Source organism: Streptomyces sp. NPDC057623 (genome assembly GCF_042800355.1).
Taxonomy (GTDB): Bacteria; Actinomycetota; Actinomycetes; order Streptomycetales; family Streptomycetaceae; genus Streptomyces.
In genome coordinates this window covers 284,927-309,088 of sequence record NZ_JBHVGZ010000001.1, presented here as the reverse complement: position 1 = coordinate 309,088, position 24,162 = coordinate 284,927, and the positions used below count along the sequence as shown (strand labels likewise).

General features: G+C 67.4%; 20 protein-coding genes. 19 read left to right on the top strand and 1 reads right to left on the bottom strand.

What is annotated here, in order from left to right:
• The first annotated feature begins 38 nt into the window (after positions 1 to 38).
• The 16 genes from secE (at position 39) to tuf (ending at position 19,930) form a co-directional block, all read left to right on the top strand.
• Positions 39 to 323: a preprotein translocase subunit SecE gene (gene secE, locus ACFU95_RS01455; RefSeq protein WP_383820060.1), complete on the top strand. Its 285-nt coding sequence runs from the start codon at positions 39 to 41 to the stop codon at positions 321 to 323.
• Positions 324 to 403: 80 nt separating this feature from the next.
• Positions 404 to 1,261 (top strand): transcription termination/antitermination protein NusG, encoded by an 858-nt coding sequence (gene nusG, locus ACFU95_RS01450; RefSeq protein ID WP_383820058.1) that lies wholly within the window; start codon positions 404 to 406, stop codon positions 1,259 to 1,261.
• 5 nt (positions 1,262 to 1,266) lie between these two features.
• Positions 1,267 to 1,767: a hypothetical protein gene (locus tag ACFU95_RS01445; protein WP_383820057.1), complete on the top strand. Its 501-nt coding sequence runs from the start codon at positions 1,267 to 1,269 to the stop codon at positions 1,765 to 1,767.
• A 120-nt stretch (positions 1,768 to 1,887) separates the two neighbouring features.
• Positions 1,888 to 2,322, top strand: a complete 435-nt coding sequence (rplK, locus tag ACFU95_RS01440; RefSeq protein ID WP_030359033.1) for a 50S ribosomal protein L11 — start codon at positions 1,888 to 1,890, stop codon at positions 2,320 to 2,322.
• Positions 2,323 to 2,400: 78 nt separating this feature from the next.
• Complete coding sequence (gene rplA, locus ACFU95_RS01435; protein ID WP_383820053.1) at positions 2,401 to 3,126, top strand: 50S ribosomal protein L1; 726 nt, start codon at positions 2,401 to 2,403, stop codon at positions 3,124 to 3,126.
• Positions 3,127 to 3,256: 130 nt separating this feature from the next.
• Entirely contained in the window at positions 3,257 to 4,063 is an 807-nt protein-coding gene (locus ACFU95_RS01430; RefSeq protein ID WP_383820050.1) for a hypothetical protein, read from the top strand.
• Positions 4,064 to 4,154: 91 nt separating this feature from the next.
• A complete protein-coding gene (locus tag ACFU95_RS01425; RefSeq protein ID WP_383820048.1) occupies positions 4,155 to 4,991 on the top strand; it encodes a hypothetical protein in 837 nt (278 codons plus the stop codon).
• Positions 4,992 to 5,279: 288 nt separating this feature from the next.
• The gene (rplJ, locus tag ACFU95_RS01420) at positions 5,280 to 5,810 is read left to right on the top strand and encodes a 50S ribosomal protein L10 (RefSeq protein ID WP_030046352.1); all 531 of its coding nucleotides are present in this window, start codon (positions 5,280 to 5,282) and stop codon (positions 5,808 to 5,810) included.
• A gap of 114 nt (positions 5,811 to 5,924) precedes the next feature.
• Positions 5,925 to 6,314: a 50S ribosomal protein L7/L12 gene (rplL, locus tag ACFU95_RS01415; protein WP_363118624.1), complete on the top strand. Its 390-nt coding sequence runs from the start codon at positions 5,925 to 5,927 to the stop codon at positions 6,312 to 6,314.
• A 581-nt stretch (positions 6,315 to 6,895) separates the two neighbouring features.
• The gene (gene rpoB / locus ACFU95_RS01410) at positions 6,896 to 10,381 is read left to right on the top strand and encodes a DNA-directed RNA polymerase subunit beta (protein WP_062721686.1); all 3,486 of its coding nucleotides are present in this window, start codon (positions 6,896 to 6,898) and stop codon (positions 10,379 to 10,381) included.
• Between the two features lie 98 nt (positions 10,382 to 10,479).
• Positions 10,480 to 14,379 carry a DNA-directed RNA polymerase subunit beta' gene (locus ACFU95_RS01405; RefSeq protein WP_383820044.1) on the top strand — a complete coding sequence of 1,300 codons (3,900 nt, stop codon included), beginning with the start codon at positions 10,480 to 10,482 and terminating at the stop codon, positions 14,377 to 14,379.
• Positions 14,380 to 14,562: 183 nt separating this feature from the next.
• Positions 14,563 to 15,138 carry a DUF1707 and DUF4190 domain-containing protein gene (locus tag ACFU95_RS01400; protein ID WP_383820042.1) on the top strand — a complete coding sequence of 192 codons (576 nt, stop codon included), beginning with the start codon at positions 14,563 to 14,565 and terminating at the stop codon, positions 15,136 to 15,138.
• Positions 15,139 to 15,571: 433 nt separating this feature from the next.
• On the top strand, positions 15,572 to 15,943 hold the full coding sequence (gene rpsL / locus ACFU95_RS01395) for a 30S ribosomal protein S12 (protein ID WP_003948652.1): 372 nt from the start codon (positions 15,572 to 15,574) through the stop codon (positions 15,941 to 15,943).
• A 2-nt stretch (positions 15,944 to 15,945) separates the two neighbouring features.
• Entirely contained in the window at positions 15,946 to 16,416 is a 471-nt protein-coding gene (rpsG, locus tag ACFU95_RS01390) for a 30S ribosomal protein S7 (RefSeq protein WP_005481264.1), read from the top strand.
• A 39-nt stretch (positions 16,417 to 16,455) separates the two neighbouring features.
• On the top strand, positions 16,456 to 18,582 hold the full coding sequence (gene fusA / locus ACFU95_RS01385; protein ID WP_383820040.1) for an elongation factor G: 2,127 nt from the start codon (positions 16,456 to 16,458) through the stop codon (positions 18,580 to 18,582).
• Positions 18,583 to 18,736: 154 nt separating this feature from the next.
• A complete protein-coding gene (gene tuf, locus ACFU95_RS01380; RefSeq protein ID WP_383820038.1) occupies positions 18,737 to 19,930 on the top strand; it encodes an elongation factor Tu in 1,194 nt (397 codons plus the stop codon).
• A gap of 98 nt (positions 19,931 to 20,028) precedes the next feature.
• Here tuf and ACFU95_RS01375 read toward each other — a convergent pair whose 3' ends face one another.
• A complete protein-coding gene (locus tag ACFU95_RS01375; RefSeq protein ID WP_383820035.1) occupies positions 20,029 to 20,430 on the bottom strand; it encodes a hypothetical protein in 402 nt (133 codons plus the stop codon).
• Between the two features lie 502 nt (positions 20,431 to 20,932).
• Between ACFU95_RS01375 and ACFU95_RS01370 the strand changes: the two genes are divergently transcribed.
• The 3 genes from ACFU95_RS01370 to ACFU95_RS01360 all read left to right on the top strand — a co-directional run bounded on the left by ACFU95_RS01370 (position 20,933) and on the right by ACFU95_RS01360 (position 24,114).
• The gene (locus ACFU95_RS01370) at positions 20,933 to 22,342 is read left to right on the top strand and encodes a sugar transferase (protein WP_383820032.1); all 1,410 of its coding nucleotides are present in this window, start codon (positions 20,933 to 20,935) and stop codon (positions 22,340 to 22,342) included.
• Positions 22,343 to 22,417: 75 nt separating this feature from the next.
• Entirely contained in the window at positions 22,418 to 23,005 is a 588-nt protein-coding gene (locus tag ACFU95_RS01365; RefSeq protein WP_383820028.1) for a putative colanic acid biosynthesis acetyltransferase, read from the top strand.
• A complete protein-coding gene (locus ACFU95_RS01360; protein WP_383820027.1) occupies positions 23,002 to 24,114 on the top strand; it encodes a glycosyltransferase in 1,113 nt (370 codons plus the stop codon). Before ACFU95_RS01365 ends, ACFU95_RS01360 begins: the two co-directional genes overlap by 4 nt.
• Positions 24,115 to 24,162 lie beyond the last annotated feature (48 nt).

Sequence of the window (24,162 nt, the reverse complement as noted above, 5' to 3'; positions counted from 1 at the left end):
GCGCGGCACGGCCACGACCCGGAATCAGGTGAGGACGAGTGACGGACGCCGTGGGCTCCATCGACATGCCTGATGCCCAGGACGAGGCGCCGGAGTCCAAGAAGACCCGCAAGGGTGGCAAGCGCGCCAAGAAGGGCCCGCTGAAGCGACTTGCGCTCTTCTACCGCCAGATCATTTCGGAGCTCCGCAAGGTCGTCTGGCCGACGCGCAACCAGTTGACGACGTACACCACCGTGGTGATCATCTTCGTCGTCATCATGATCGGCCTGGTGACCGTGATTGACTATGGGCTCGATAACGCCGCCAAGTACGTCTTTGGCTGAGCCAAGAGCGAAGGGCGCCGTGGTTACCGGCGCCCCTTTCGCATGTTCCACCCCTATGTATCCAGGAAGAAGCAGCCACCGTGTCTGACCAGAACGTGAACGACGCCATCGAGCCACACGGGCAGGGCGTCGAGTCCGTGGAAGACGAGCTCGACATCGTCGAAGGCGCGGACGAGGACCTGGACGAGGTCGAGGCTGCCGATGCCGAGGCGGGCGAGCCCGCCGAGGAATCCGCCCTCCACGTCGAGGACGAGTCCGGCGGTGACGTCGAGGCCGTCGAGGACGAGGAAGAGGCCGCCGACGAGGAGTCGGCCGAGCCGGTCGACCCCGTCGCCGCGCTGCGCGACGAGCTCCGCATTCTGCCCGGCGAGTGGTACGTCATCCACACCTACGCCGGTTACGAGAACCGCGTGAAGACCAACCTTGAGCAGCGCGCCGTCTCGCTGAACGTCGAGGACTACATCTTCCAGGCCGAGGTGCCGCAGGAAGAGGTCGTCCAGATCAAGAACGGCGACCGCAAGACGATCAAGCAGAACAAGCTGCCGGGTTACGTCCTGGTCCGCATGGACCTGACCAACGAGTCCTGGGGCGTCGTCCGCAACACCCCCGGCGTCACCGGCTTCGTGGGCAACGCGTACGACCCGTACCCGCTGACCCTGGACGAGATCGTCAAGATGCTCGCCCCGGAGGCCGAGGAGAAGGCCGCTCGCGAGGCCGCCGAGGCCGAGGGCAAGCCTGCCCCGCAGCGCAAGGTCGAGGTCCAGGTGCTGGACTTCGAGGTCGGCGACTCGGTCACCGTCACCGACGGCCCGTTCGCCACGCTCCAGGCCACCATCAACGAGATCAACGCCGACTCCAAGAAGGTCAAGGGTCTGGTGGAGATCTTCGGGCGTGAGACGCCGGTCGAGCTGTCCTTCGACCAGATCCAGAAGAACTGAGCCAGTTGGCCGACATACGCAGCGAGGGCGCCCCGCCGGAGGAAACCGGCCCGGGGCGCCTTCGCCGTTTCCGCTGGCCCGTCCTGTTCCTGCTGCTGGCGGCGTTGGCCGCGCTCGCCCCGGCCTATGTCGGCAGCACCCAGTGGCAGCGGGTGGCGAAAGTGCAGGACGGCGTCCGGGCCGTCGGCACGTTCCACGCCGAGGGGTCCAACTGCTGGGGTCAGCGCTGCTGGGTCGAGTTCGAGGTCGACGGCAAGCGGGTCGAGGCCGATCTGCCCGCCCTCACCAGCGCCACCCCGAGCAAGGTCTCGCGGGACGGCTTGCCGATCACCATCAGATACCTGGCCTCGGACCCCACGGTGGCGGCTGAGGAGGACGGCTTCGGCTACGTCGTGGCCATCACCGCCGCGCTCTCCCTGCCCGCCCTGATCCTGCTGATCATCGGTCTCGGCACCCTCGTCGCCGTGCTGCGCGGACGGCGACCCTTCTCCCCGTGGTCCTCCTGAGCTGCCGATTTCATGTCTTGAGGCCCGAGCGGCTATCGTTGTGCGGTATGCCATCTGCCCGATGATTCATCCGAATGACGCAGGTGGTACTCAACCTCTCAGTAAGGACCCGGAGAGAGCATGCCTCCCAAGAAGAAGAAGGTCACGGGGCTCATCAAGCTCCAGATCCAGGCCGGCGCAGCCAACCCGGCCCCGCCGGTCGGCCCCGCGCTGGGTCAGCACGGCGTCAACATCATGGAGTTCTGCAAGGCCTACAACGCCGCGACCGAGTCGCAGCGCGGTTGGGTCATCCCGGTGGAGATCACGGTCTACGAGGACCGTTCCTTCACCTTCATCACCAAGACCCCGCCGGCCGCGAAGATGATCCTCAAGGCCGCTGGTGTCGAGAAGGGCTCCGGCGAGCCGCACAAGACCAAGGTCGCCAAGATCACCCAGGCGCAGGTCCGCGAGATCGCCACCACCAAGATGCCCGACCTCAACGCCAATGACCTGGACGCCGCGTCCAAGATCATCGCCGGCACCGCCCGTTCCATGGGCATCACGGTCGAGGGCTGACCTCAACCTCCCCAGCAGAAGTGAGTGGCGGGGCCTGCTCGGCCCGGACCACAACTCCTAGAAATCACAGGAGCAGTAGTGAGCAAGCGCAGCAAGACTCTCCGCGCTGCGGACGCCAAGATCGACCGGGAGAAGCTGTACGCCCCGCTCGAGGCGGTCCGTCTCGCCAAGGAGACGTCCACGAGCAAGTTCGACGGCACCGTCGAGGTCGCCTTCCGTCTGGGTGTCGACCCGCGTAAGGCCGACCAGATGGTCCGTGGCACCGTGAACCTGCCGCACGGCACCGGCAAGACCGCCCGGGTCCTGGTCTTCGCGACCGGTGACCGTGCTGCGGCCGCGGAGGCCGCGGGCGCCGACATCGTCGGCTCCGACGAACTGATCGACGAGGTCGCGAAGGGCCGCCTGGACTTCGACGCCGTCGTCGCCACCCCGGACCTCATGGGCAAGGTCGGCCGCCTCGGCCGCGTGCTCGGTCCGCGTGGTCTGATGCCGAACCCGAAGACCGGCACCGTCACCCCCGACGTGGCCAAGGCCGTCACCGACATCAAGGGCGGCAAGATCGAGTTCCGCGTCGACAAGCACTCGAACCTGCACTTCATCATCGGCAAGGCGTCGTTCGACGACAGCAAGCTGGTGGAGAACTACGGCGCCGCGCTGGAGGAGATCCTCCGTCTGAAGCCGTCCGCCGCCAAGGGTCGCTACATCAAGAAGGCCGCGATCAGCACCACGATCGGCCCCGGCATCCCCGTCGACCCGAACCGCACCCGCAACCTCCTCGTCGAGGAGGACCCGGCCGCGGTCTGAGCCACCGGCTCACCAGGCTCGAAAGCGGGCCCCACACCCTTGCCGGGTGTGGGGCCCGTCCCCGTTCTCAGGTTCGTTTGTCAGTGCCCTGGGTTAACGTGCATTCACGGGATTCGCACAGGGGGGACGAATGACGAGCACGAGGGCGCGCCGGTCGGCGTTCTGGATCGCGTTGCTGACCGCGCTGACGGCCCTGGCCGCCTGCACCTCCTCCGACGGCCCCGACGAGCCCGACCGCACCACGCCCGCCCGAGCCGTGACGGCTGCCCTGCGTGCCGTCGAGCGGTCCACCGACCGGGCTGAGTCCGCCCGCGTCAGGTCCACCACCGCCATGGGCTCGACGCTGTCCATGAAGGCCGACGGCACCCTCGCCTGGAGCGACGGCCTCACCGGCACCCTGACGATCACATACACCGGGGGCACGACGGCCGAGACGATGCGCCGCCTCGGCACCACGTCGATGGAGGCCCGCTACCTCCCGGACGCCTACTACGCGCGCATGGGCGACTCGTTCGCCGAGAAGACCGGCGGCAAGCACTGGATCAAGTACGCCTACGACGACCTGGACGACCTCGCCGGCAGCGCGGGAGCGGATCTCGCGGCCCAGATGCGCGGCACCGCTCCGCACACGTCGGTGCAGCGGCTGCTGTCCTCCACGGACGTGCGGAAGGTCGGCGAGGAGACGGTGAGCGGCGAGCGCACCACGCACTACTCCGGGACGGTGCACGGGGCCGGCGCCACCGGGCAGACCGTCGACATATGGGTCGACGACCGGGACCTGCTGGTCAAGAAGGTCGAGAAGGGCCGGACAGCCACAGGGCAGTTGACCCAGACCGCGTACTACAGCGACTACGGAGCGAAGGCCACGACCGAGAAGCCCCCGGTGCGGGACACCGCGGACCTCAAGGAGCTGCTGGAGGACTCGGCGGGTCGCTGAATTCGCGAGCCTGTTCAGGCCGCCCGGGATACGCTCCCGATCTTGCTGTGCGATGACCACGCATCAGCCATGTGTTCCTTGGGGGGAATCGATGAGGCTTGCCGTACGTGCCGTCCTGCCTGCCGCCGTGCTGCTGCTCGCCGGATGTGGAGCGGGCGCCGACGCGGAGCAGTCCGCGGGCTCGTCGGCCGCCGACGCCGTCGCGCGGGCCGCGGAGAAGAGCGAAGGCGTCACGTCCCTGCACTACCGGGTGACCGGCAGGTTTCCGGAGCGGGGACGCATAGCGGACGAGGGGACCGTCCGGACGAAGCCGATGGCGGCGCGTTTCAGAACGGCCAACCTGAGCGGTGACCAGCAGGGCAGGACCGAGCTGCGCCTGGTCGGCGGGGTGCTGTACGGCAGCGCGACCGACGACATGGTCGAGGAGATGGGCGGCCGGCACTGGATCAGCTACGGCCCGAAGGCCGAGTTCACCACGCACGGCGGCATGCGCATGGACGTCGGCGGCCTGCGCGACCAGGTGGGCCGGAACCCGGCGCGGGAAGCGGCCTTCCTGGCCGACGCCGAGGACGTGAAACGGATCGGCTCCGAGAAGGTCGGCGGCGTCGGCACCACGCGCTACACGGGCACGGCCACGATCGGCGAGCTCCGCTCCGCCCTCAAGGAGGTCAAGGACAAGGCGACCCGGGAGGGGCGCGCCAACAGCCTCGACCAGTACGAGAAGGCGGGCGTGGACGAGCTCACCCTGGACGTGTGGGTCGACCACGACGACCACGTCAAGCAGCTCCGCACCCAGGGCTTCGGACGCCATGGCGCGCTGGATCTCACCTTCACCTTCCTCGACCAGGACAAGCCGGTGACGGTCCGGGCGCCTCGCGCCGACGACACGGCGGACCTGCGCAAGCCGCTGAAGAAGAACGGGAGCTGAGGGCCGTAGGGGACGATTTGCCTGACAGCGACTGAGTCCCGTACGCTCCTACAGAAGCCAAAGACCGCTGGTCGTTGCCGTGCGCTTGCAAGAGGGTGCGGTGGCCGAAGGATCCGCTGAAATTGCGGGCGACCCGCGCAGGTGACTGTGGAAGAACTCCCGGAGTACGTACGTCTCGTGTGTACGCCGGTCGAGTCCGCCCCGTGCGCCTGCGCCGGGGCGTTTCGTTTTCCCCAGTCCTCCTTCGGGTCCGCGCGGTCAGAATCACCCGGAAGGAGGCCGAGGCTCATGGCGAGGCCCGACAAGGCTGCCGCAGTGGCCGAGTTGACGGAGCAGTTCCGCAACTCCAACGCTGCTGTGCTGACCGAGTACCGCGGTCTCACCGTGGCGCAGCTCAAGACGCTGCGTCGTTCGCTCGGTGAGAACGCCCAGTACGCCGTGGTGAAGAACACGCTGACCAAGATTGCGGCCAACGAGGCCGGGATCACGACGCTGGACGACCTGTTCAACGGTCCGACGGCTGTCGCCTTCGTCACCGGTGACCCGGTGGAGTCGGCGAAGGGTCTCCGTGACTTCGCCAAGGACAACCCGAATCTCGTCATCAAGGGCGGTGTCCTTGAGGGTAAGGCGCTGAGCGCCGACGAGATCAAGAAGCTTGCGGACCTCGAGTCCCGCGAGGTTCTGCTCAGCAAGCTGGCCGGTGCCTTCAAGGCGAAGCAGTCCCAGGCTGCCTCCGTCTTCCAGGCGCTGCCGTCGAAACTCGTCCGCACCGTGGACGCGCTTCGCGCCAAGCAGGCCGAGCAGGGCGGTGCCGAGTAACTCGGCTCGCACACTGGCCCCCGCAGTCCGACCGCGGAGGCCACAGCGGGCCGACGTACGCCCGCCTCACCCAGTACATCCGGCACCTGCCGATTTAGTGGAAGGACCGCCATCATGGCGAAGCTCAGCCAGGAAGACCTGCTCGCGCAGTTCGAGGAGATGACCCTCATCGAGCTCTCCGAGTTCGTGAAGGCCTTCGAGGAGAAGTTCGACGTCACCGCCGCCGCTGCCGCGCCGGTCGTCGTCGCCGGTGGTGCCGCTGGTGGCGCCGCCGCCGAGGCCGCCGAGGAGCAGGACGAGTTCGACGTCATCCTCACCGGTGCCGGCGACAAGAAGATCCAGGTCATCAAGGTCGTGCGTGAGCTGACCTCCCTGGGCCTGAAGGAGGCCAAGGACCTCGTGGACGGCGCTCCGAAGCCCGTTCTCGAGAAGGTCGCCAAGGAGGCCGCCGAGAAGGCTGCCGAGTCCCTCAAGGGCGCCGGCGCCTCCGTCGAGGTCAAGTAACACCCTTCGGTCGAGTACGACCGTCTCGCGTACTGAAAGCAGTCTCCTGAGGCTGTAACGCAGTCGCACCGAAGAGCGATCATCCATTCGGGTGGTCGCTCTTCGGCGTTCCTGGGGGCGCGGCCACGGTTACCTTGCACCCGCGATGGCGGGGGGTATGGTGATCTTCGTCGTGTCTCCGGGAGCCCCTGGGTTCGGGCGCGGGGGCCTTGACGAACCGCACGCAGCGCGCAATTCTCAGGACGCGTCGTCACAAGGATCCGAATCCGAGGCATGGATCGGCGACGAAGAGGGCAGTATCAACGTGCAATGAGGGCAGGCATGCCGAGGGCGTTGAGGACAACGAGGGTCGCGAAAAACCCGCACTGGACATCAGTGTGCCAAGTGGCTACACTGACCCTTTGCGCTGCCTGTTAGCTGTCCCCTGCCCGTCACCAGGGGCATGCCCTCGCTTGAGCACCGATGACCGGACCGTCCCTGACCTGGCCATTCTTTGGTCGGAGAAGGAAACGCCTGTCTCCGTGCCCCGGTGAGGGGCCGGTACGCGCGTAGTGAGTCCGAGCCCTCGGAAGGACCCCCTCTTGGCCGCCTCGCGCACTGCCTCGACCGCGAATACGAACAACGGCGCAAGCACCGCCCCGCTGCGCATCTCTTTTGCAAAGATCAAGGAGCCCCTCGAGGTTCCGAACCTGCTCGCGCTGCAGACCGAGAGCTTCGACTGGCTGCTCGGCAACACCGCCTGGCAGAGTCGGGTCGAGGCGGCTCTGGAGTCGGGTCAGGACGTCCCCACCAAGTCCGGTCTGGAGGAGATCTTCGAGGAGATCTCCCCGATCGAGGACTTCTCCGGGTCGATGTCGCTGACGTTCCGCGACCACCGTTTCGAGCCGCCGAAGAACAGCATCGACGAGTGCAAGGAGCGCGACTTCACGTACGCCGCCCCGCTCTTCGTGACGGCTGAGTTCACCAACAACGAGACCGGCGAGATCAAGTCCCAGACGGTCTTCATGGGCGACTTCCCGCTCATGACCCACAAGGGCACCTTCGTCATCAACGGCACCGAGCGTGTCGTCGTGTCGCAGCTCGTCCGCTCGCCCGGCGTCTACTTCGACTCCTCCATCGACAAGACGTCCGACAAGGACATCTTCTCCGCCAAGATCATCCCGTCCCGGGGTGCCTGGCTGGAGATGGAGATCGACAAGCGCGACATGGTCGGTGTCCGCATCGACCGCAAGCGCAAGCAGTCCGTGACCGTTCTGCTCAAGGCTCTCGGTTGGACGACCGAGCAGATCCTCGAGGAGTTCGGCGAGTACGAGTCCATGCGCGCCACCCTGGAGAAGGACCACACCCAGGGCCAGGACGACGCGCTGCTCGACATCTACCGCAAGCTGCGTCCGGGCGAGCCCCCCACGCGTGAGGCCGCGCAGACGCTTCTGGAGAACCTGTACTTCAACCCGAAGCGCTACGACCTCGCCAAGGTCGGCCGTTACAAGGTCAACAAGAAGCTGGGTGCGGAGGCTCCGCTCGACGCGGGCATCCTGACCGTCGAGGACGTCATCTCGACGATCAAGTACCTGGTGAAGCTGCACGCCGGCGAGACCGAGACGGCCGCGGACAACGGCCAGACGATCGTCGTCGAGACCGACGACATCGACCACTTCGGCAACCGTCGTCTGCGCAGCGTCGGCGAGCTCATCCAGAACCAGGTCCGCACGGGTCTGGCTCGTATGGAGCGCGTCGTCCGTGAGCGCATGACGACTCAGGACGTCGAGGCGATCACGCCGCAGACCCTGATCAACATCCGGCCGGTCGTCGCCTCCATCAAGGAGTTCTTCGGCACCAGCCAGCTGTCGCAGTTCATGGACCAGAACAACCCGCTGTCGGGTCTCACCCACAAGCGCCGTCTGTCGGCTCTTGGCCCGGGTGGTCTCTCCCGTGAGCGGGCCGGCTTCGAGGTCCGTGACGTGCACCCGTCTCACTACGGCCGTATGTGCCCGATCGAGACGCCCGAAGGCCCGAACATCGGTCTGATCGGTTCGCTCGCCTCCTACGGCCGCGTCAACGCGTTCGGTTTCGTGGAGACGCCGTACCGCAAGGTCGTCGACGGTCAGGTCACCGACGAGGTCGACTACCTGACGGCCGACGAAGAGGACCGCTTCGTCATCGCGCAGGCCAACGCCACGCTCAACGACGACCTGCGCTTCACCGAGAACCGCGTCCTGGTCCGCCGCCGTGGCGGCGAGGTCGACTACGTCGCCGGTGACGACGTGGACTACATGGACGTCTCGCCGCGCCAGATGGTGTCGGTCGCGACCGCCATGATCCCGTTCCTCGAGCACGACGACGCCAACCGTGCCCTCATGGGCGCGAACATGATGCGTCAGGCCGTCCCGCTCATCAAGAGCGAGTCCCCGCTCGTCGGCACCGGCATGGAGTACCGCTCCGCCGTCGACGCCGGCGACGTGGTCAAGGCCGAGAAGGCGGGTGTGGTCCAGGAGGTCTCCGCGGACTACATCACCACCGCCAACGACGACGGCACGTACATCACGTACCGCCTGGCCAAGTTCGCCCGTTCCAACCAGGGCACCTCGGTCAACCAGAAGGTCATCGTCAACGAGGGTGACCGGATCATCGAGGGCCAGGTCCTGGCCGACGGTCCGGCCACCGAGAACGGCGAGATGGCGCTGGGCAAGAACCTGCTCGTGGCGTTCATGCCGTGGGAGGGTCACAACTACGAGGACGCGATCATCCTGTCGCAGCGCCTCGTGCAGGACGACGTCCTCTCCTCGATCCACATCGAGGAGCACGAGGTCGACGCCCGTGACACCAAGCTCGGCCCGGAGGAGATCACCCGGGACATCCCGAACGTCTCCGAGGAGGTCCTCGCCGACCTCGACGAGCGCGGCATCATCCGTATCGGTGCCGAGGTCGTCGCCGGCGACATCCTCGTCGGCAAGGTCACGCCGAAGGGTGAGACCGAGCTGACGCCGGAGGAGCGCCTGCTGCGCGCGATCTTCGGTGAGAAGGCCCGTGAGGTCCGTGACACCTCGCTGAAGGTCCCGCACGGCGAGATCGGCAAGGTCATCGGCGTCCGCGTCTTCGACCGCGAGGAGGGCGACGAGCTGCCCCCCGGCGTGAACCAGCTGGTTCGCGTGTACGTGGCGCAGAAGCGCAAGATCACCGACGGTGACAAGCTCGCCGGCCGTCACGGCAACAAGGGCGTCATCTCCAAGATCCTGCCCATCGAGGACATGCCGTTCCTCGAGGACGGGACCCCCGTCGACATCATCCTCAACCCGCTGGGTGTGCCGTCCCGAATGAACCCGGGACAGGTTCTGGAGATCCACCTCGGCTGGCTCGCCAGCCGCGGCTGGGATGTCTCCGGCCTCGCGGACGACTGGGCGCAGCGCCTCCAGGCGATCGGCGCCGACTCGGTCCAGCCGGGCACCAACGTCGCGACCCCGGTCTTCGACGGTGCCCGTGAGGACGAGCTCGCGGGTCTGCTCCAGCACACCATCCCGAACCGCGACGGCGAGCGCATGGTGCAGCCGACCGGTAAGGCGAGGCTGTTCGACGGCCGCTCCGGTGAGCCGTTCCCGGACCCGATCTCCATCGGGTACATGTACATCCTCAAGCTGCACCACCTGGTCGACGACAAGCTGCACGCCCGCTCGACCGGCCCGTACAGCATGATCACCCAGCAGCCGCTGGGTGGTAAGGCCCAGTTCGGTGGCCAGCGCTTCGGTGAGATGGAGGTGTGGGCGCTGGAGGCTTACGGCGCCGCTTACGCCCTCCAGGAGCTGCTGACCATCAAGTCCGACGACGTCACCGGCCGCGTGAAGGTCTACGAGGCCATCGTCAAGGGCGAGAACATCCCCGAGCCCGGCATCCCCGAGTCCTTCAAGGTGCTCATCAAGGAGATGCAGTCGCTCTGCCTGAACGTGGAGGTGCTGTCCAGCGACGGTATGTCCATCGAAATGCGTGACACCGACGAGGACGTCTTCCGCGCGGCGGAGGAGCTCGGCATCGACCTGTCCCGGCGCGAGCCGAGCAGCGTCGAAGAGGTCTGACGGGAGTCCGGCGGGGCCCTCACCCACAGGGCCCCGCCGACCCCCAGGCCCCCGTTTCAGACCCCAAGACTTACAACCCTGAGAGGGATTGACGCATAGTGCTCGACGTCAACTTCTTCGATGAGCTCCGGATCGGTCTGGCCACCGCTGACGACATCCGTCAGTGGAGCCACGGCGAGGTCAAGAAGCCCGAGACCATCAACTACCGCACCCTCAAGCCCGAAAAGGACGGACTCTTCTGCGAGAAGATCTTCGGTCCGACCCGGGACTGGGAGTGCTACTGCGGCAAGTACAAGCGCGTTCGCTTCAAGGGCATCATCTGTGAGCGCTGCGGCGTCGAGGTGACTCGCGCCAAGGTGCGTCGTGAGCGGATGGGCCACATCGAGCTGGCCGCGCCCGTCACGCACATCTGGTACTTCAAGGGTGTCCCGTCGCGCCTCGGCTACCTGCTGGACCTGGCGCCGAAGGACCTCGAGAAGGTCATCTACTTCGCGGCGTACATGATCACGTACGTCGACGAGGAGCGCCGTACCCGCGACCTGCCCTCCCTGGAGGCGCACGTCTCCGTGGAGCGTCAGCAGGTCGAGAACCGCCGGGACGCCGACCTGGAGGCCCGCGCCAAGAAGCTCGAGACCGACCTGGCCGAGCTGGAGGCCGAGGGCGCCAAGGCCGACGTGCGCCGCAAGGTGCGCGAGGGTGCCGAGCGCGAGATGAAGCAGCTGCGTGACCGTGCGCAGCGCGAGATCGACCGTCTCGACGAGGTGTGGACCCGGTTCAAGAACCTCAAGGTCCAGGACCTCGAGGGCGACGAGCTGCTCTACCGCGAGCTGCGGGACCGCTTCGGCACGTACTTCGACGGTTCGATGGGTGCCGCGGCGCTGCAGAAGCGCCTGGAGTCCTTCGACCTCGACGAGGAGGCCGAGAAGCTCCGCGAGATCATCCGTACCGGCAAGGGCCAGAAGAAGACCCGTGCGCTCAAGCGCCTGAAGGTCGTCTCCGCGTTCCTGCAGACCAGCAACAGCCCCAAGGGCATGGTGCTCGACTGCGTGCCGGTCATCCCGCCGGACCTTCGCCCGATGGTGCAGCTGGACGGTGGCCGCTTCGCGACCTCCGACCTGAACGACCTGTACCGCCGTGTGATCAACCGGAACAACCGACTGAAGCGCCTTCTCGACCTCGGTGCGCCCGAGATCATCGTGAACAACGAGAAGCGCATGCTCCAGGAGGCCGTCGACGCGCTGTTCGACAACGGCCGCCGTGGTCGCCCGGTCACCGGTCCCGGTAACCGCCCGCTGAAGTCCCTCAGCGACATGCTGAAGGGCAAGCAGGGTCGATTCCGTCAGAACCTGCTCGGCAAGCGTGTGGACTACTCCGCGCGTTCCGTGATCGTCGTCGGTCCGCAGCTGAAGCTGCACCAGTGCGGTCTGCCCAAGGCCATGGCGCTGGAGCTCTTCAAGCCGTTCGTGATGAAGCGCCTGGTCGACCTGAACCACGCGCAGAACATCAAGAGCGCCAAGCGCATGGTGGAGCGCGGCCGCACGGTCGTGTACGACGTCCTCGAAGAGGTCATCGCCGAGCACCCGGTGCTGCTGAACCGTGCTCCCACCCTGCACCGCCTCGGCATCCAGGCCTTCGAGCCGCAGCTGGTCGAGGGCAAGGCCATCCAGATCCACCCGCTCGTCTGCACCGCGTTCAACGCGGACTTCGACGGTGACCAGATGGCCGTGCACCTGCCGCTGTCCGCGGAGGCGCAGGCCGAGGCCCGCATCCTGATGCTGTCCTCGAACAACATCCTCAAGCCCGCCGACGGCCGTCCGGTGACGATGCCGACCCAGGACATGGTCCTCGGTCTGTTCTTCCTGACGACCGACGGTGAGCTGCGCGACACCAAGGGCGAGGGCCGGTCCTTCGGCTCCACGGCCGAGGCGATCATGGCGTTCGACGCCGGTGAGCTCGCGCTGCAGTCGGCGATCGACATCCGCTTCCCGGTGGGCACCATCCCGCCGCGCGGCTGGACCCCGCCGGCGCAGGAGGAGGGCGAGCCCGAGTGGCAGCAGGGGGACACGTTCCGCCTGCGCACCACCCTGGGCCGCGCGCTCTTCAACGAGCTGCTGCCCGAGGACTACCCGTTCGTCGACTACTCGGTGGGCAAGAAGCAGCTCTCCGAGATCGTCAACGACCTGGCCGAGCGCTACCCCAAGGTCATCGTGGCGGCGACGCTCGACAACCTGAAGGCGTCCGGCTTCTTCTGGGCGACCCGTTCCGGTGTCACCGTGGCCATCTCCGACGTCGTCGTTCCCGAGGCGAAGAAGGAGATCGTCCGCGGGTACGAGGCGCAGGACGAGAAGGTCCAGAAGCAGTACGAGCGCGGTCTGATCACCAAGGAAGAGCGCACTCAGGAGCTCATCGCGATCTGGACCAAGGCGACCAACGAGGTCGCCGAGGCGATGAACGCGAACTTCCCCAAGACGAACCCCATCTTCATGATGGTTGACTCGGGTGCCCGAGGAAACATGATGCAGATGCGGCAGATCGCCGGTATGCGTGGTCTGGTGTCGAACGCGAAGAACGAGACCATCCCGCGTCCGATCAAGGCGTCCTTCCGTGAGGGCCTGTCCGTGCTGGAGTACTTCATCTCCACGCACGGTGCCCGTAAGGGTCTGGCGGACACCGCCCTGCGTACCGCCGACTCGGGTTACCTGACCCGTCGTCTGGTGGACGTCTCGCAGGACGTCATCATCCGCGAGGAGGACTGCGGCACCGAGCGCGGTCTGAAGCTGCTGATCGCCCACCGCGGTGCCGACGGCGTGCTGCGCAAGGCGGACGACGTCGAGACCAGCGTCTACGCCCGGATGCTCGCCGAGGACGTCGTCATCGACGGCAAGGTGATCGCCCCGGCCAACGTGGACCTCGGTGACGTGCTCATCGACCAGCTGGTGCACCACGGTGTCGAGCAGGTCAAGACCCGCTCGATCCTGACCTGCGAGTCCACCGTCGGCACCTGCGCCATGTGCTACGGCCGTTCGCTGGCCACCGGCAAGCTGGTCGACATCGGTGAGGCGGTCGGCATCATCGCCGCCCAGTCCATCGGTGAGCCCGGTACCCAGCTGACGATGCGTACCTTCCACACCGGTGGTGTGGCCGGTGACGACATCACCCAGGGTCTGCCGCGTGTCGTCGAGCTCTTCGAGGCCCGTACCCCGAAGGGTGTCGCCCCGATCTCCGAGGCCACCGGCCGCGTGCGGATCGAGGAGACCGAGAAGACCAAGAAGATCGTCGTCACCCCGGACGACGGCAGCGACGAGACGGCGTTCCCGATCTCGAAGCGTGCCCGACTCCTGGTCAGCGAGGGCGAGCACGTCGAGGTGGGCCAGAAGCTCACCGTGGGTGCCACCAACCCGCACGACGTGCTGCGCATCCTGGGCCAGCGTGCCGTCCAGGTCCACCTGGTCGGCGAGGTCCAGAAGGTCTACAACTCGCAGGGTGTGTCGATCCACGACAAGCACATCGAGATCATCATCCGGCAGATGCTGCGCCGTGTGACGATCATCGAGTCCGGCGACGCCGAGCTGCTGCCCGGCGAGCTGGTCGAGCGCTCGAAGTTCGAGACCGAGAACCGTCGTGTGGTCCAGGAGGGCGGTCACCCGGCCTCCGGTCGTCCGCAGCTCATGGGTATCACCAAGGCCTCGCTGGCCACGGAGTCCTGGCTGTCGGCGGCGTCCTTCCAGGAGACGACCAGGGTTCTGACGGACGCGGCGATCAACGCCAAGTCCGACTCCCTGATCGGCCTCAAGGAGAACGTCATCATCGGTAAGCTCATCCCGGCCGGTACGGGTCTGTCCCGCTACCGCAACATCCGGGTCGAGCCGACCGAGGAGGCCAAGGCCGCGATGTACTCGGCCGTCGGCTACGACGACATCGACTACTCGCCGTTCGGCACCGGCTCCGGCCAGGCCGTTCCGCTGGAGGACTACGACTACGGTCCGTACAACCAGTAAGCGGGCAGCTGCCTGACTCAGGCGCGATCGAGGGCGGTCACCTTTCGGGGTGGCCGCCCTTCGGCGTTCCGGTGGCCCGCCCGGGGATCGTCTCCGGGTTTTCTCCGGGAGGACCCCGATGCCGGGAATGCCGGTTCGGCGCATCATGGAGGGACTCCGACCAGTACGGGGGAGGTGCTTTCCATGGCGCAGCCGTCATGGCAGCCCTGGCAGTCGTGGCAGGGCGGCGACGTCCCGCAGCGGTGGCAGGGCGGCGGTGCCCCGCAGCCGTGGTCCGGGCCCGGCACCCCGGCGATGCTCGCCTCGCATGCCGACCGTGAGCGCGCCGTGGACGTGGTCCGGGCCGGCTACGCGGAAGGGCGGTTGGAGCGGCCCGAGTTCGACAAGCGGGTCACGCGGGCCTACACGGCCCGTACCGTGGGCGAACTGGCCCTGCTCGTCGCCGACCTCCCCCAGGGCCCCATGCCGCATCCGGTGCCCGTCACGCCCGTGCCGCGGACCTTTCTGGCGGTGTCGCGGCCGCAGACCAACGCGAAAGCGGTCGGCTCCGCCGTCTGCGGTGTGCTGTGCCTGGTGACCTTCGGGCTGACCGGGATCCCGGCGGTGGTGCTGGGGCACGCGGCGCGTTCCGAGATACGCCGGAGCGGGGAGGGCGGGGACGCGCTGGCCCTGACCGGTCTGGTGCTCGGGTGGCTGTCGACCGCGGGCTGGGCGGTTCTACTGACGCTGATGCTCGTGGCCGCCGCGGTGTCCGCGTAGGCGCGCCGCTGGGAGTGCCGGGACGCCAGTGCCGCGACGTCCTGTCGTCGTTCGTCTGCTGCGCCATCGTGGCTGGTCGCGCAGTTCCCCGCGCCCCTTCAGGGCGCTGCCGAACCTCCGGTGGCTTCGTCAGGACGGCGGAATCGAAGATCGAACTCGTCGAGTGGTCTTGACATCGGCCGTATGGCGATGCGGGCGAGGCCCATTTGTTTTGACCGCAGCGAATGAGGTAGGTACGCTCAGACCTTGTGCCTGGGGTGTGCCCTGGCTCTCGTGCGTGCCTTCAACCGCATAGCGAGCTGTGAGCGGCCACCGCGATCTGTGCTCTTTTCGCCTCGCGGCGGGAATCCGCCGGATTCGACACACCCGACCGCGTGGGTCGGCGACGTTCCAGGTTAGCTTCACCATTCGGCACACAGAAACCGGAGAAGTAGTGCCTACGATCCAGCAGCTGGTCCGTAAGGGCCGGCAGGACAAGGTCGAGAAGAACAAGACGCCCGCACTCGAGGGTTCCCCTCAGCGTCGTGGCGTCTGCACGCGTGTGTTCACGACCACCCCGAAGAAGCCGAACTCGGCCCTGCGTAAGGTCGCGCGTGTGCGTCTGACCAGCGGGATCGAGGTCACCGCTTACATTCCGGGTGAGGGACACAACTTGCAGGAGCACTCCATCGTGCTCGTGCGTGGCGGCCGTGTGAAGGACCTGCCCGGTGTTCGTTACAAGATCATCCGTGGTTCGCTTGACACTCAGGGTGTCAAGAACCGCAAGCAGGCCCGCAGCCGCTACGGCGCCAAGAAGGAGAAGTAGAAATGCCTCGTAAGGGCCCCGCCCCGAAGCGCCCGGTCATCATCGACCCGGTCTACGGTTCTCCTCTTGTCACGTCGCTCATCAACAAGGTGCTGCTGAACGGCAAGCGCTCCACCGCCGAGCGCATCGTGTACGGCGCCATGGAGGGCCTGCGCGAGAAGACCAGCAACGACCCGGTCATCACGCTGAAGCGCGCGCTGGAGAACATCAAGCCGACCCTCGAGGTCAAGTCCCGCCGTGTCGGTGGTGCGACGTACCAGGTTCCGATCGAGGTCAAGCCCGGTCGTGCCAACACGCTCGCGCTGCGCTGGCTGGTCGGTTACTCCCGCGCCCGTCGCGAGAAGACCATGACCGAGCGTCTCCTCAACGAGCTTCTCGACGCCTCGAACGGCCTCGGTGCGGCCGTGAAGAAGCGCGAGGACACCCACAAGATGGCCGAGTCCAACAAGGCCTTCGCGCACTACCGCTGGTAGTCGCAGACCCCATCGAGACCGAGAGAAGACTGAAGCCTTATGGCTACCACTTCACTTGACCTGGCCAAGGTCCGCAATATCGGGATCATGGCCCACATCGACGCGGGCAAGACGACCACCACCGAGCGGATCCTCTTCTACACCGGCGTCAGCTACAAGATCGGTGAGGTCCACGACGGCGCTGCCACCATGGACTGGATGGAGCAGGAGCAGGAGCGTGGCATCACGATCACCTCTGCTGCCACCACCTGTCACTGGCCGCTCGAGGACAACGACTACACGATCAACATCATCGACACCCCGGGCCACGTCGACTTCACGGTCGAGGTGGAGCGCTCGCTGCGCGTCCTCGACGGTGCCGTCACGGTGTTCGACGGTGTCGCCGGTGTCGAGCCGCAGTCCGAGACGGTGTGGCGTCAGGCCGACCGTTACGGCGTGCCCCGCATCTGCTTCGTGAACAAGCTGGACCGTACCGGCGCCGAGTTCCACCGCTGCGTGGACATGATCTCGGACCGCCTGGGCGCCCAGCCGCTCGTCATGCAGCTCCCGATCGGCGCCGAGATGGACTTCAAGGGCGTTGTGGACCTGGTCCGCATGAAGGCGCTCGTGTGGTCCGCCGAGGCCGCCAAGGGCGAGATGTACGACGTCGTCGACATCCCGGCCACGCACACCGAGGCTGCCGAGGAGTACCGCGGCAAGCTGATCGAGGGCGTCGCCGAGAACGACGAAGAGATCATGGAGCTGTACCTGGAGGGCCAGGAGCCCACCGAGGAGCAGCTGTACGCCGCGATCCGTCGCATCACCATCGCGTCCGGCAAGTCCAGCGACACCACGGTCACCCCGGTGTTCTGTGGCACCGCGTTCAAGAACAAGGGCGTCCAGCCCCTGCTCGACGCGGTCGTGCGCTACCTGCCGACCCCGCTCGACGTCGAGGCCATCGAGGGCCACGACGTGAAGGACCCCGAGGTCGTCGTCAAGCGCAAGCCGTCCGACGACGAGCCGCTGTCCGCGCTGGCGTTCAAGATCATGAGCGACCCGCACCTCGGCAAGCTCACCTTCGTCCGGGTCTACTCGGGCCGCCTGGAGTCCGGCACCGCCGTGCTGAACTCCGTCAAGGGCAAGAAGGAGCGCATCGGCAAGATCTACCGCATGCACGCGAACAAGCGTGAGGAGATCGAGTCGGTGGGCGCCGGCGACATCATCGCCGTCATGGGCCTGAAGCAGACCACCACCGGTGAGACGCTGTCCGACGACAAGAACCCGGTGATCCTGGAGTCCATGGACTTCCCGGCGCCGGTCATTCAGGTCGCCATCGAGCCCAAGTCCAAGGGCGACCAGGAGAAGCTGGGTGTCGCCATCCAGCGTCTCGCGGAGGAGGACCCCTCCTTCCAGGTCCACTCGGACGAGGAGACCGGCCAGACCATCATCGGTGGTATGGGCGAGCTGCACCTCGAGGTGCTGGTCGACCGTATGCGCCGTGAGTTCAAGGTCGAGGCCAACGTCGGCAAGCCGCAGGTCGCCTACCGCGAGACGATCCGCAAGGCCGTCGAGCGCGTCGACTACACGCACAAGAAGCAGACTGGTGGTACTGGCCAGTTCGCCAAGGTGCAGATCGCGATCGAGCCGATCGAGGGCGGCGACGCCTCGTACGAGTTCGTGAACAAGGTCACCGGTGGTCGTATCCCGAAGGAGTACATCCCTTCGGTCGACGCCGGTGCGCAGGAGGCCATGCAGTTCGGCATCCTCGCGGGCTACGAGATGACGGGCGTCCGCGTCACGCTCATCGACGGTGGCTACCACGAGGTCGACTCCTCCGAGCTCGCCTTCAAGATCGCCGGTTCGCAGGCCTTCAAGGAGGCCGCGCGCAAGGCCAGCCCTGTGCTCCTTGAGCCGATGATGGCCGTCGAGGTCACCACGCCCGAGGACTACATGGGTGAGGTCATCGGCGACATCAACTCCCGCCGTGGCCAGATCCAGGCCATGGAGGAGCGGATGGGTGCCCGGATCGTCAAGGGCCTCGTTCCCCTCTCGGAGATGTTCGGCTACGTCGGCGACCTCCGTAGCAAGACCTCGGGTCGCGCAAGCTACTCGATGCAGTTCGACTCCTACGCCGAGGTTCCGCGGAACGTCGCCGAGGAGATCATCGCGAAGGCCAAGGGCGAGTAACGCTCCGCGTTCACACGCTTTAGGCTTGACTCCGGAGCCTGGAGGGGTATTCACCCGCATTTGCGGGGGAGTGCCCCCGGGCCGAGGCTTTCCAGCAAAGATCACCTGGCGCCGATGAAGCAAGGCGTTCAGAACCACTCCACAGGAGGACCCCGTGGCGAAGGCGAAGTTCGAGCGGACTAAGCCCCACGTCAACATCGGCACCATCGGTCACATCGACCACGGTAAGACGACCCTTACGGCCGCCATTACCAAGGTGCTGCACGACGCGTACCCGGACCTGAACGAGGCCTCGGCCTTCGACCAGATCGACAAGGCTCCCGAGGAGCGCCAGCGCGGTATCACGATCTCGATCGCGCACGTCGAGTACCAGACCGAGACGCGTCACTACGCCCACGTCGACTGCCCCGGTCACGCGGACTACATCAAGAACATGATCACCGGTGCCGCGCAGATGGACGGCGCCATCCTCGTGGTCGCCGCCACCGACGGCCCGATGCCGCAGACCAAGGAGCACGTGCTCCTGGCCCGCCAGGTCGGCGTTCCGTACATCGTCGTCGCCCTGAACAAGGCCGACATGGTGGACGACGAGGAGATCCTGGAGCTCGTCGAGCTCGAGGTTCGCGAGCTGCTCTCCGAGTACGAGTTCCCGGGCGACGACCTGCCGGTCGTCAAGGTCTCGGCGCTCAAGGCCCTTGAGGGCGACAAGGAGTGGGGCAACACCGTCCTCGACCTGATGAAGGCCGTCGACGAGAACATCCCGCAGCCCGAGCGTGACGTCGACAAGCCGTTCCTGATGCCGATCGAGGACGTCTTCACGATCACCGGTCGCGGTACGGTCGTCACCGGCCGTATCGAGCGTGGTGTCCTCAAGGTCAACGAGACCGTTGACATCGTGGGCATCAAGCAGGAGAAGACCACCACCACGGTCACCGGCATCGAGATGTTCCGCAAGCTGCTCGACGAGGGCCAGGCCGGTGAGAACGTCGGTCTGCTGCTCCGTGGTATCAAGCGCGAGGACGTCGAGCGCGGCCAGGTCATCATCAAGCCCGGTTCGGTCACCCCGCACACCGAGTTCGAGGCCCAGGCCTACATCCTGTCCAAGGACGAGGGTGGCCGCCACACGCCGTTCTTCAACAACTACCGTCCGCAGTTCTACTTCCGTACGACGGACGTGACCGGCGTCGTGACCCTCCCCGAGGGCACCGAGATGGTCATGCCGGGTGACAACACCGAGATGAAGGTGGAGCTCATCCAGCCCGTCGCCATGGAAGAGGGCCTGAAGTTCGCCATCCGTGAGGGTGGCCGGACGGTCGGCGCCGGCCAGGTCACCAAGATCAACAAGTAAGCTTGTCGGTTTGACCTGGTAGCTCCAGCGCGAGCTCCTGAAGGGGCCCGTACGACTTCGGTCGTACGGGCCCCTTTGCTGTGCTGCCGTGCTTCGCGTCAGGTGTTGTTGCCGTCCGGGACGATGCAGAACGCCACGTGGCTGATGTCGGTCAGGGCAGTGCCGGGGGGGTTGAGCTGGGAGTGGAGAGTGTCGTCGGCCTCGATCTGGCCGGCCGGCGTGGTCGTGTAGTCGTAGAGGTTGGCTCCTCCCTCTGCGTTGTTCGGGCCGCCCTTGACGATGACTGCCGCGGCAGCGAAGGGGCCGTCGATGACGAAACTCAGCACCTGCCCGTCAGGCTCGGCCGTTCTCTGCGTGACGCCGATGGTGATCGACCCCAGCCCCTCGATGTCGAGCACCTCTCCGTTCTGCGGCGCGTCGCCCGTGTCGTACTCCGTGGTGCCGGCTCCTCCCGGGACCTCGTCGCAGTCCGGGTTGCCGGCAACTTCCTGGGGTGCCACTTCGGCATTCAGCTGGGGCCCCGGGGCCGCAGACGCGGGGCCCGCCCCGAAGGCGACCGCCACTGCCGTGGTCAGACCGAGGCCCACGCAGCGCGCTCCCCATCTTGCTCGTGTCGACCGGGTGGTTGCTTGAGCGCTTACTCGCACGACGCTTGCTCCTTCTTGCTCTGGATGGACCGGAGTTCGCCCGGGTTCGGGCGTCTGATCATTTGCACAATCCGATCAACGCCACTCCTGGGGGCGCCCCCGTCTACGCCGTCCGGGGCGCAGAGCACCGGAAAGGCTGAGCGTTGCCGGGTCGCCACACCCGGCCGTACCGCATTCAAATAGGACATACATTTAAAAAAGGTTGATATAACCCTCCCATGGGGCGTGCGCTGTTCCTTCCATGCAGCCGCGCCCCACGTCTTCGCCCAGGGCCGGGGTCACAGGGAGAACCATGCGGCAGTCCACCAGCACGGTGTCAGGGCAGGCGGTTCCGCTCACGCCGCACCGGTCCGCCATGCGCACAAGCACGGCTCACGGGTGGTCCGTACCGGTCGCGGCCGGTGCCGACTTCCTGGGGACGGCGCTGCCGACCGCGGTGGCCTTCTTCGCGATCGGTGCGGCCCGACCCGTGCGTCAGGCGGTGCTGATCGCTTTCCTCTGGGTGCTCGTGGGCCTCGCCGCCCGGCGCTACGCCCCCTCGACCTGGGACGACGGCGCCCCTGTCGGACCGGTGGTGCGGGACTGGCTGGTGCTGCTCGGCGCGCTGGCCCTGCTGCGTACGGTGTCCGGGCTCGGCGACCCGCCCGGGGCGGTGCTTGCCGCGCTGTGTCCGTCGTTGGCGGTCACCGTGCTCTGCCGTAAGGCGATCCACCGCCGCGTCGTCGCCGTACGCCGATGTGCCCGAGGGCTTCGGCGCGTCCTCGTCATCGGTGAGGCCGGGGCCGTGGACGCCGTGGTCGGACAGCTCGCCGAGCGTACGGACCACGGGTACGTGGTGGTCGGGGCATGTGTCCTGGGTGAGGGCGATGTGCTGTCCGGGGTGCCCGTGGCCGCGCGGCTGCGGGCCGGCGCGCCGACCGCCGCGGACGAGGACGCCGTGCCCGTCGCGGAAGCGGCCGATGCGCTCGGTGCCGACCTGGTCTTCGTCACCACGGGCAGGCGCATGTGCGGGGACCGGCTTCGGCGGTTGTCCTGGGCACTGCACGACAGGGGCCGTCGGCTGATGGTGCTGCCCGGCGTCGTCGAAGTGGCCCGGCGCAGGGTCAGGATCACCTCGGCCGCCGGGCTCACCCTGCTGGACATCTCGCCGCCGGCGCGCCGCGGCCTGCCGGCGCTGCTGAAGGCCGCCACGGACCGGGCGGGCTCGCTCGTCCTGCTCCTGGTGCTGGCGCCGCTGTTCGCCCTGCTCGCGCTCGCCGTGCGCATGAGTTCCCCGGGGCCGGTCCTCTACCGCCAGACCCGGGTGGGCCGGAACGGGACCCCCTTCCCCATGTGGAAGTTCCGGACGATGGTCGTGGACGCCGACCGGATGAAGGGCGATCTGGCGGCGGTGAACGAGCACGACGGCCACATGTTCAAGCTGCGCCGGGACCCGCGGGTCACGTCCGCCGGCCGGTTTCTGCGCCGCTACTCGCTGGACGAGCTGCCCCAGTTGGCCAACGTCCTCGTCGGCCATATGTCGCTGGTGGGACCCCGTCCGCCGCTGCCCGAGGAAGTCGCCCGCTACGACCAGGTGGAGATGCGCCGACTGAGTGTCAAACCCGGGCTCACGGGCCTGTGGCAGGTCAGCGGCAGATCCGATCTGTCCTGGCACGAGACCGTCTCGCTCGATCTGCGGTACGTCGACAACTGGTCGTGGGCCTGGGACATGGCGGTCATGGCCCGCACGGTGCGTGCCGTGCTGGACGGACGCGGGGCCTACTGACGCCGGGCGCCGCCCACTTGAGTTCCTCGCCCATCACGCCCAGATCCATGTCTCCCGGTCCGGAAAGGCCCACCCATGGCAGAGACCGCAGTGCCGCCCGACGCGGGCACCCGCGCAGGCCGCTCCGAGCACAGGGCCGTCGTCGCCCGTTCCCTCCGGGGGTTCACGGGGGCGGGCTACGACAAGGGGCGGCCCCTGCTCGTCCAGGCGGCCTGGTTCGCCGTACTCCACCTCGTGTTCGTCAAGTGGTGGTTTCCCGCCCGCTGGCGGCCGGCTGTGCTGCGGGCCTTCGGCGCGCGGATCGGGCGGCGGGTGCTGATCCGGCACGGGGTGCGGGTGCACTGGCCCTGGCGGCTGTCCGTCGGCGACGACGTGTGGATCGGTGAGGGCGCCTGGCTGCTGAACCTGCGGCAGATCACGATCGACAGCGATGTCTGCGTCTCGCAGGGGGCGTTGCTGTGCACGGGAAGCCACCAACGCCGCAGCCCCACCTTCGAGTTCGACAACGGGCCCATCCGGCTGGAGTCCGGAGCGTGGATCGCGGCGCGGGCCGTCGTACTGCGTGGCGTGACCGTCGGCCGTGGCGCGGTGGTGGGTGCCTCCGTGGTCGCCCACCGCGACCTCGCCCCGGGAGAGACCATCACCGGTGGAGGTGCGGCATGAGGGTCGTCCATGTCGTGACGCTCGTCAGCGACGACGGAGCGTACGGCGGTCCGACGAGCGTCGCCGCCGGCCAGCTGGAGGAGTGCGCCAACCGGGGCCACGAGGTCACGCTGGTGTCCCTGTGGCGCGGCCGGACGCCGGCACCGGCACGTCTCGGCTCGGTGCCGCTGCGTACGCGCCCGGCCCGCTCCCTGCTCCCGGGCCGCTTCACCGGCCTTATGCATCCGCTGCTGGTCAGGGACATGTGGGCCGCGATGGGCCGGGCCGATGTGGTCCATGTCCACGCGGGGCGCGACCTTGTCTCCCTCGTGGCGCTCGCCGTCGCCGCGCTGCGCCGCAAGCGGTTCGTCGCACAGACGCACGGCATGGTGCAGCCGCGGCGTGCGGCCGCCGTCAGGCTCTTCGACCGCGTGTACGTGCCGCTGCTGCGCCGGGCGCGTGGCTGTCTGGTGCTCACCGAGCAAGAGCGCCGGGACGTGGCCGAAGTGGTCGGCGCCGGGGGTCCGCCGCTGGTGACGCTGCCCAACGGGGTGAGACCCGAGCGCGGCGGCGGGGCGGGGGAGAGGAAGCGTGAGAAGGAGGTCCTCTTCCTCGCCAGACTGCATCCGCGTAAACGCCCCGAGGCGTTCGTCGAGATGGCCGCTCTGGTGCACCGGCGGATGCCCGACGTCCGGTTCACCCTCCACGGGGCGGACGAGGGGGTGTTGCCGGCGGTGCGCCGGCTGATCGCCGCCCACGGGCTGGCCGGCGTCGTCACCTACGGCGGGGCGCTGGACCACGCGGAAGCGGTACGGGCCTACGCGCGGGCGGCGGTCTACGTGCTGCCCAGCGTGCACGAACCGTTCGGGATGACCGTGATCGAGGCCCTCTCGGCGGGCACCCCCGTGGTGTGCACCGACACCTGCGGCATCGCGGACGAGTTGGCCCGCCGGGGAGCGGCGATGGTCACCGACGGAAGTCCCGAGGAGATGGCCGACGCGGTGTGCGGGGTGCTGGCCGACGACACCAGGCGGGACGCCCTGGTGGAGGCGGGCCATCGCGCGGTCGCGGAGGCGTTCTCCGTCCACGCGGTGATGGATCGGCTGGAGGCGGTCTACCGGGGCATGTGACCGAGGGGCCGCCGCGAGGATCCTGCGGCCGTTCGGATGGATAACGTG

Coding starts and splice junctions, on each gene's coding strand:
- rplK (WP_030359033.1), top strand. CDS start 1,888: ATGCCTCCCAAGAAGAAGAAGGTCACGGGGCTCATCAAGCTCCAGATC.
- ACFU95_RS01430 (WP_383820050.1), top strand. CDS start 3,257: ATGACGAGCACGAGGGCGCGCCGGTCGGCGTTCTGGATCGCGTTGCTG.
- ACFU95_RS01425 (WP_383820048.1), top strand. CDS start 4,155: ATGAGGCTTGCCGTACGTGCCGTCCTGCCTGCCGCCGTGCTGCTGCTC.
- rplJ (WP_030046352.1), top strand. CDS start 5,280: ATGGCGAGGCCCGACAAGGCTGCCGCAGTGGCCGAGTTGACGGAGCAG.
- rplL (WP_363118624.1), top strand. CDS start 5,925: ATGGCGAAGCTCAGCCAGGAAGACCTGCTCGCGCAGTTCGAGGAGATG.
- ACFU95_RS01400 (WP_383820042.1), top strand. CDS start 14,563: ATGGCGCAGCCGTCATGGCAGCCCTGGCAGTCGTGGCAGGGCGGCGAC.
- rpsG (WP_005481264.1), top strand. CDS start 15,946: ATGCCTCGTAAGGGCCCCGCCCCGAAGCGCCCGGTCATCATCGACCCG.
- fusA (WP_383820040.1), top strand. CDS start 16,456: ATGGCTACCACTTCACTTGACCTGGCCAAGGTCCGCAATATCGGGATC.
- ACFU95_RS01370 (WP_383820032.1), top strand. CDS start 20,933: ATGCGCACAAGCACGGCTCACGGGTGGTCCGTACCGGTCGCGGCCGGT.
- ACFU95_RS01365 (WP_383820028.1), top strand. CDS start 22,418: ATGGCAGAGACCGCAGTGCCGCCCGACGCGGGCACCCGCGCAGGCCGC.
- ACFU95_RS01360 (WP_383820027.1), top strand. CDS start 23,002: ATGAGGGTCGTCCATGTCGTGACGCTCGTCAGCGACGACGGAGCGTAC.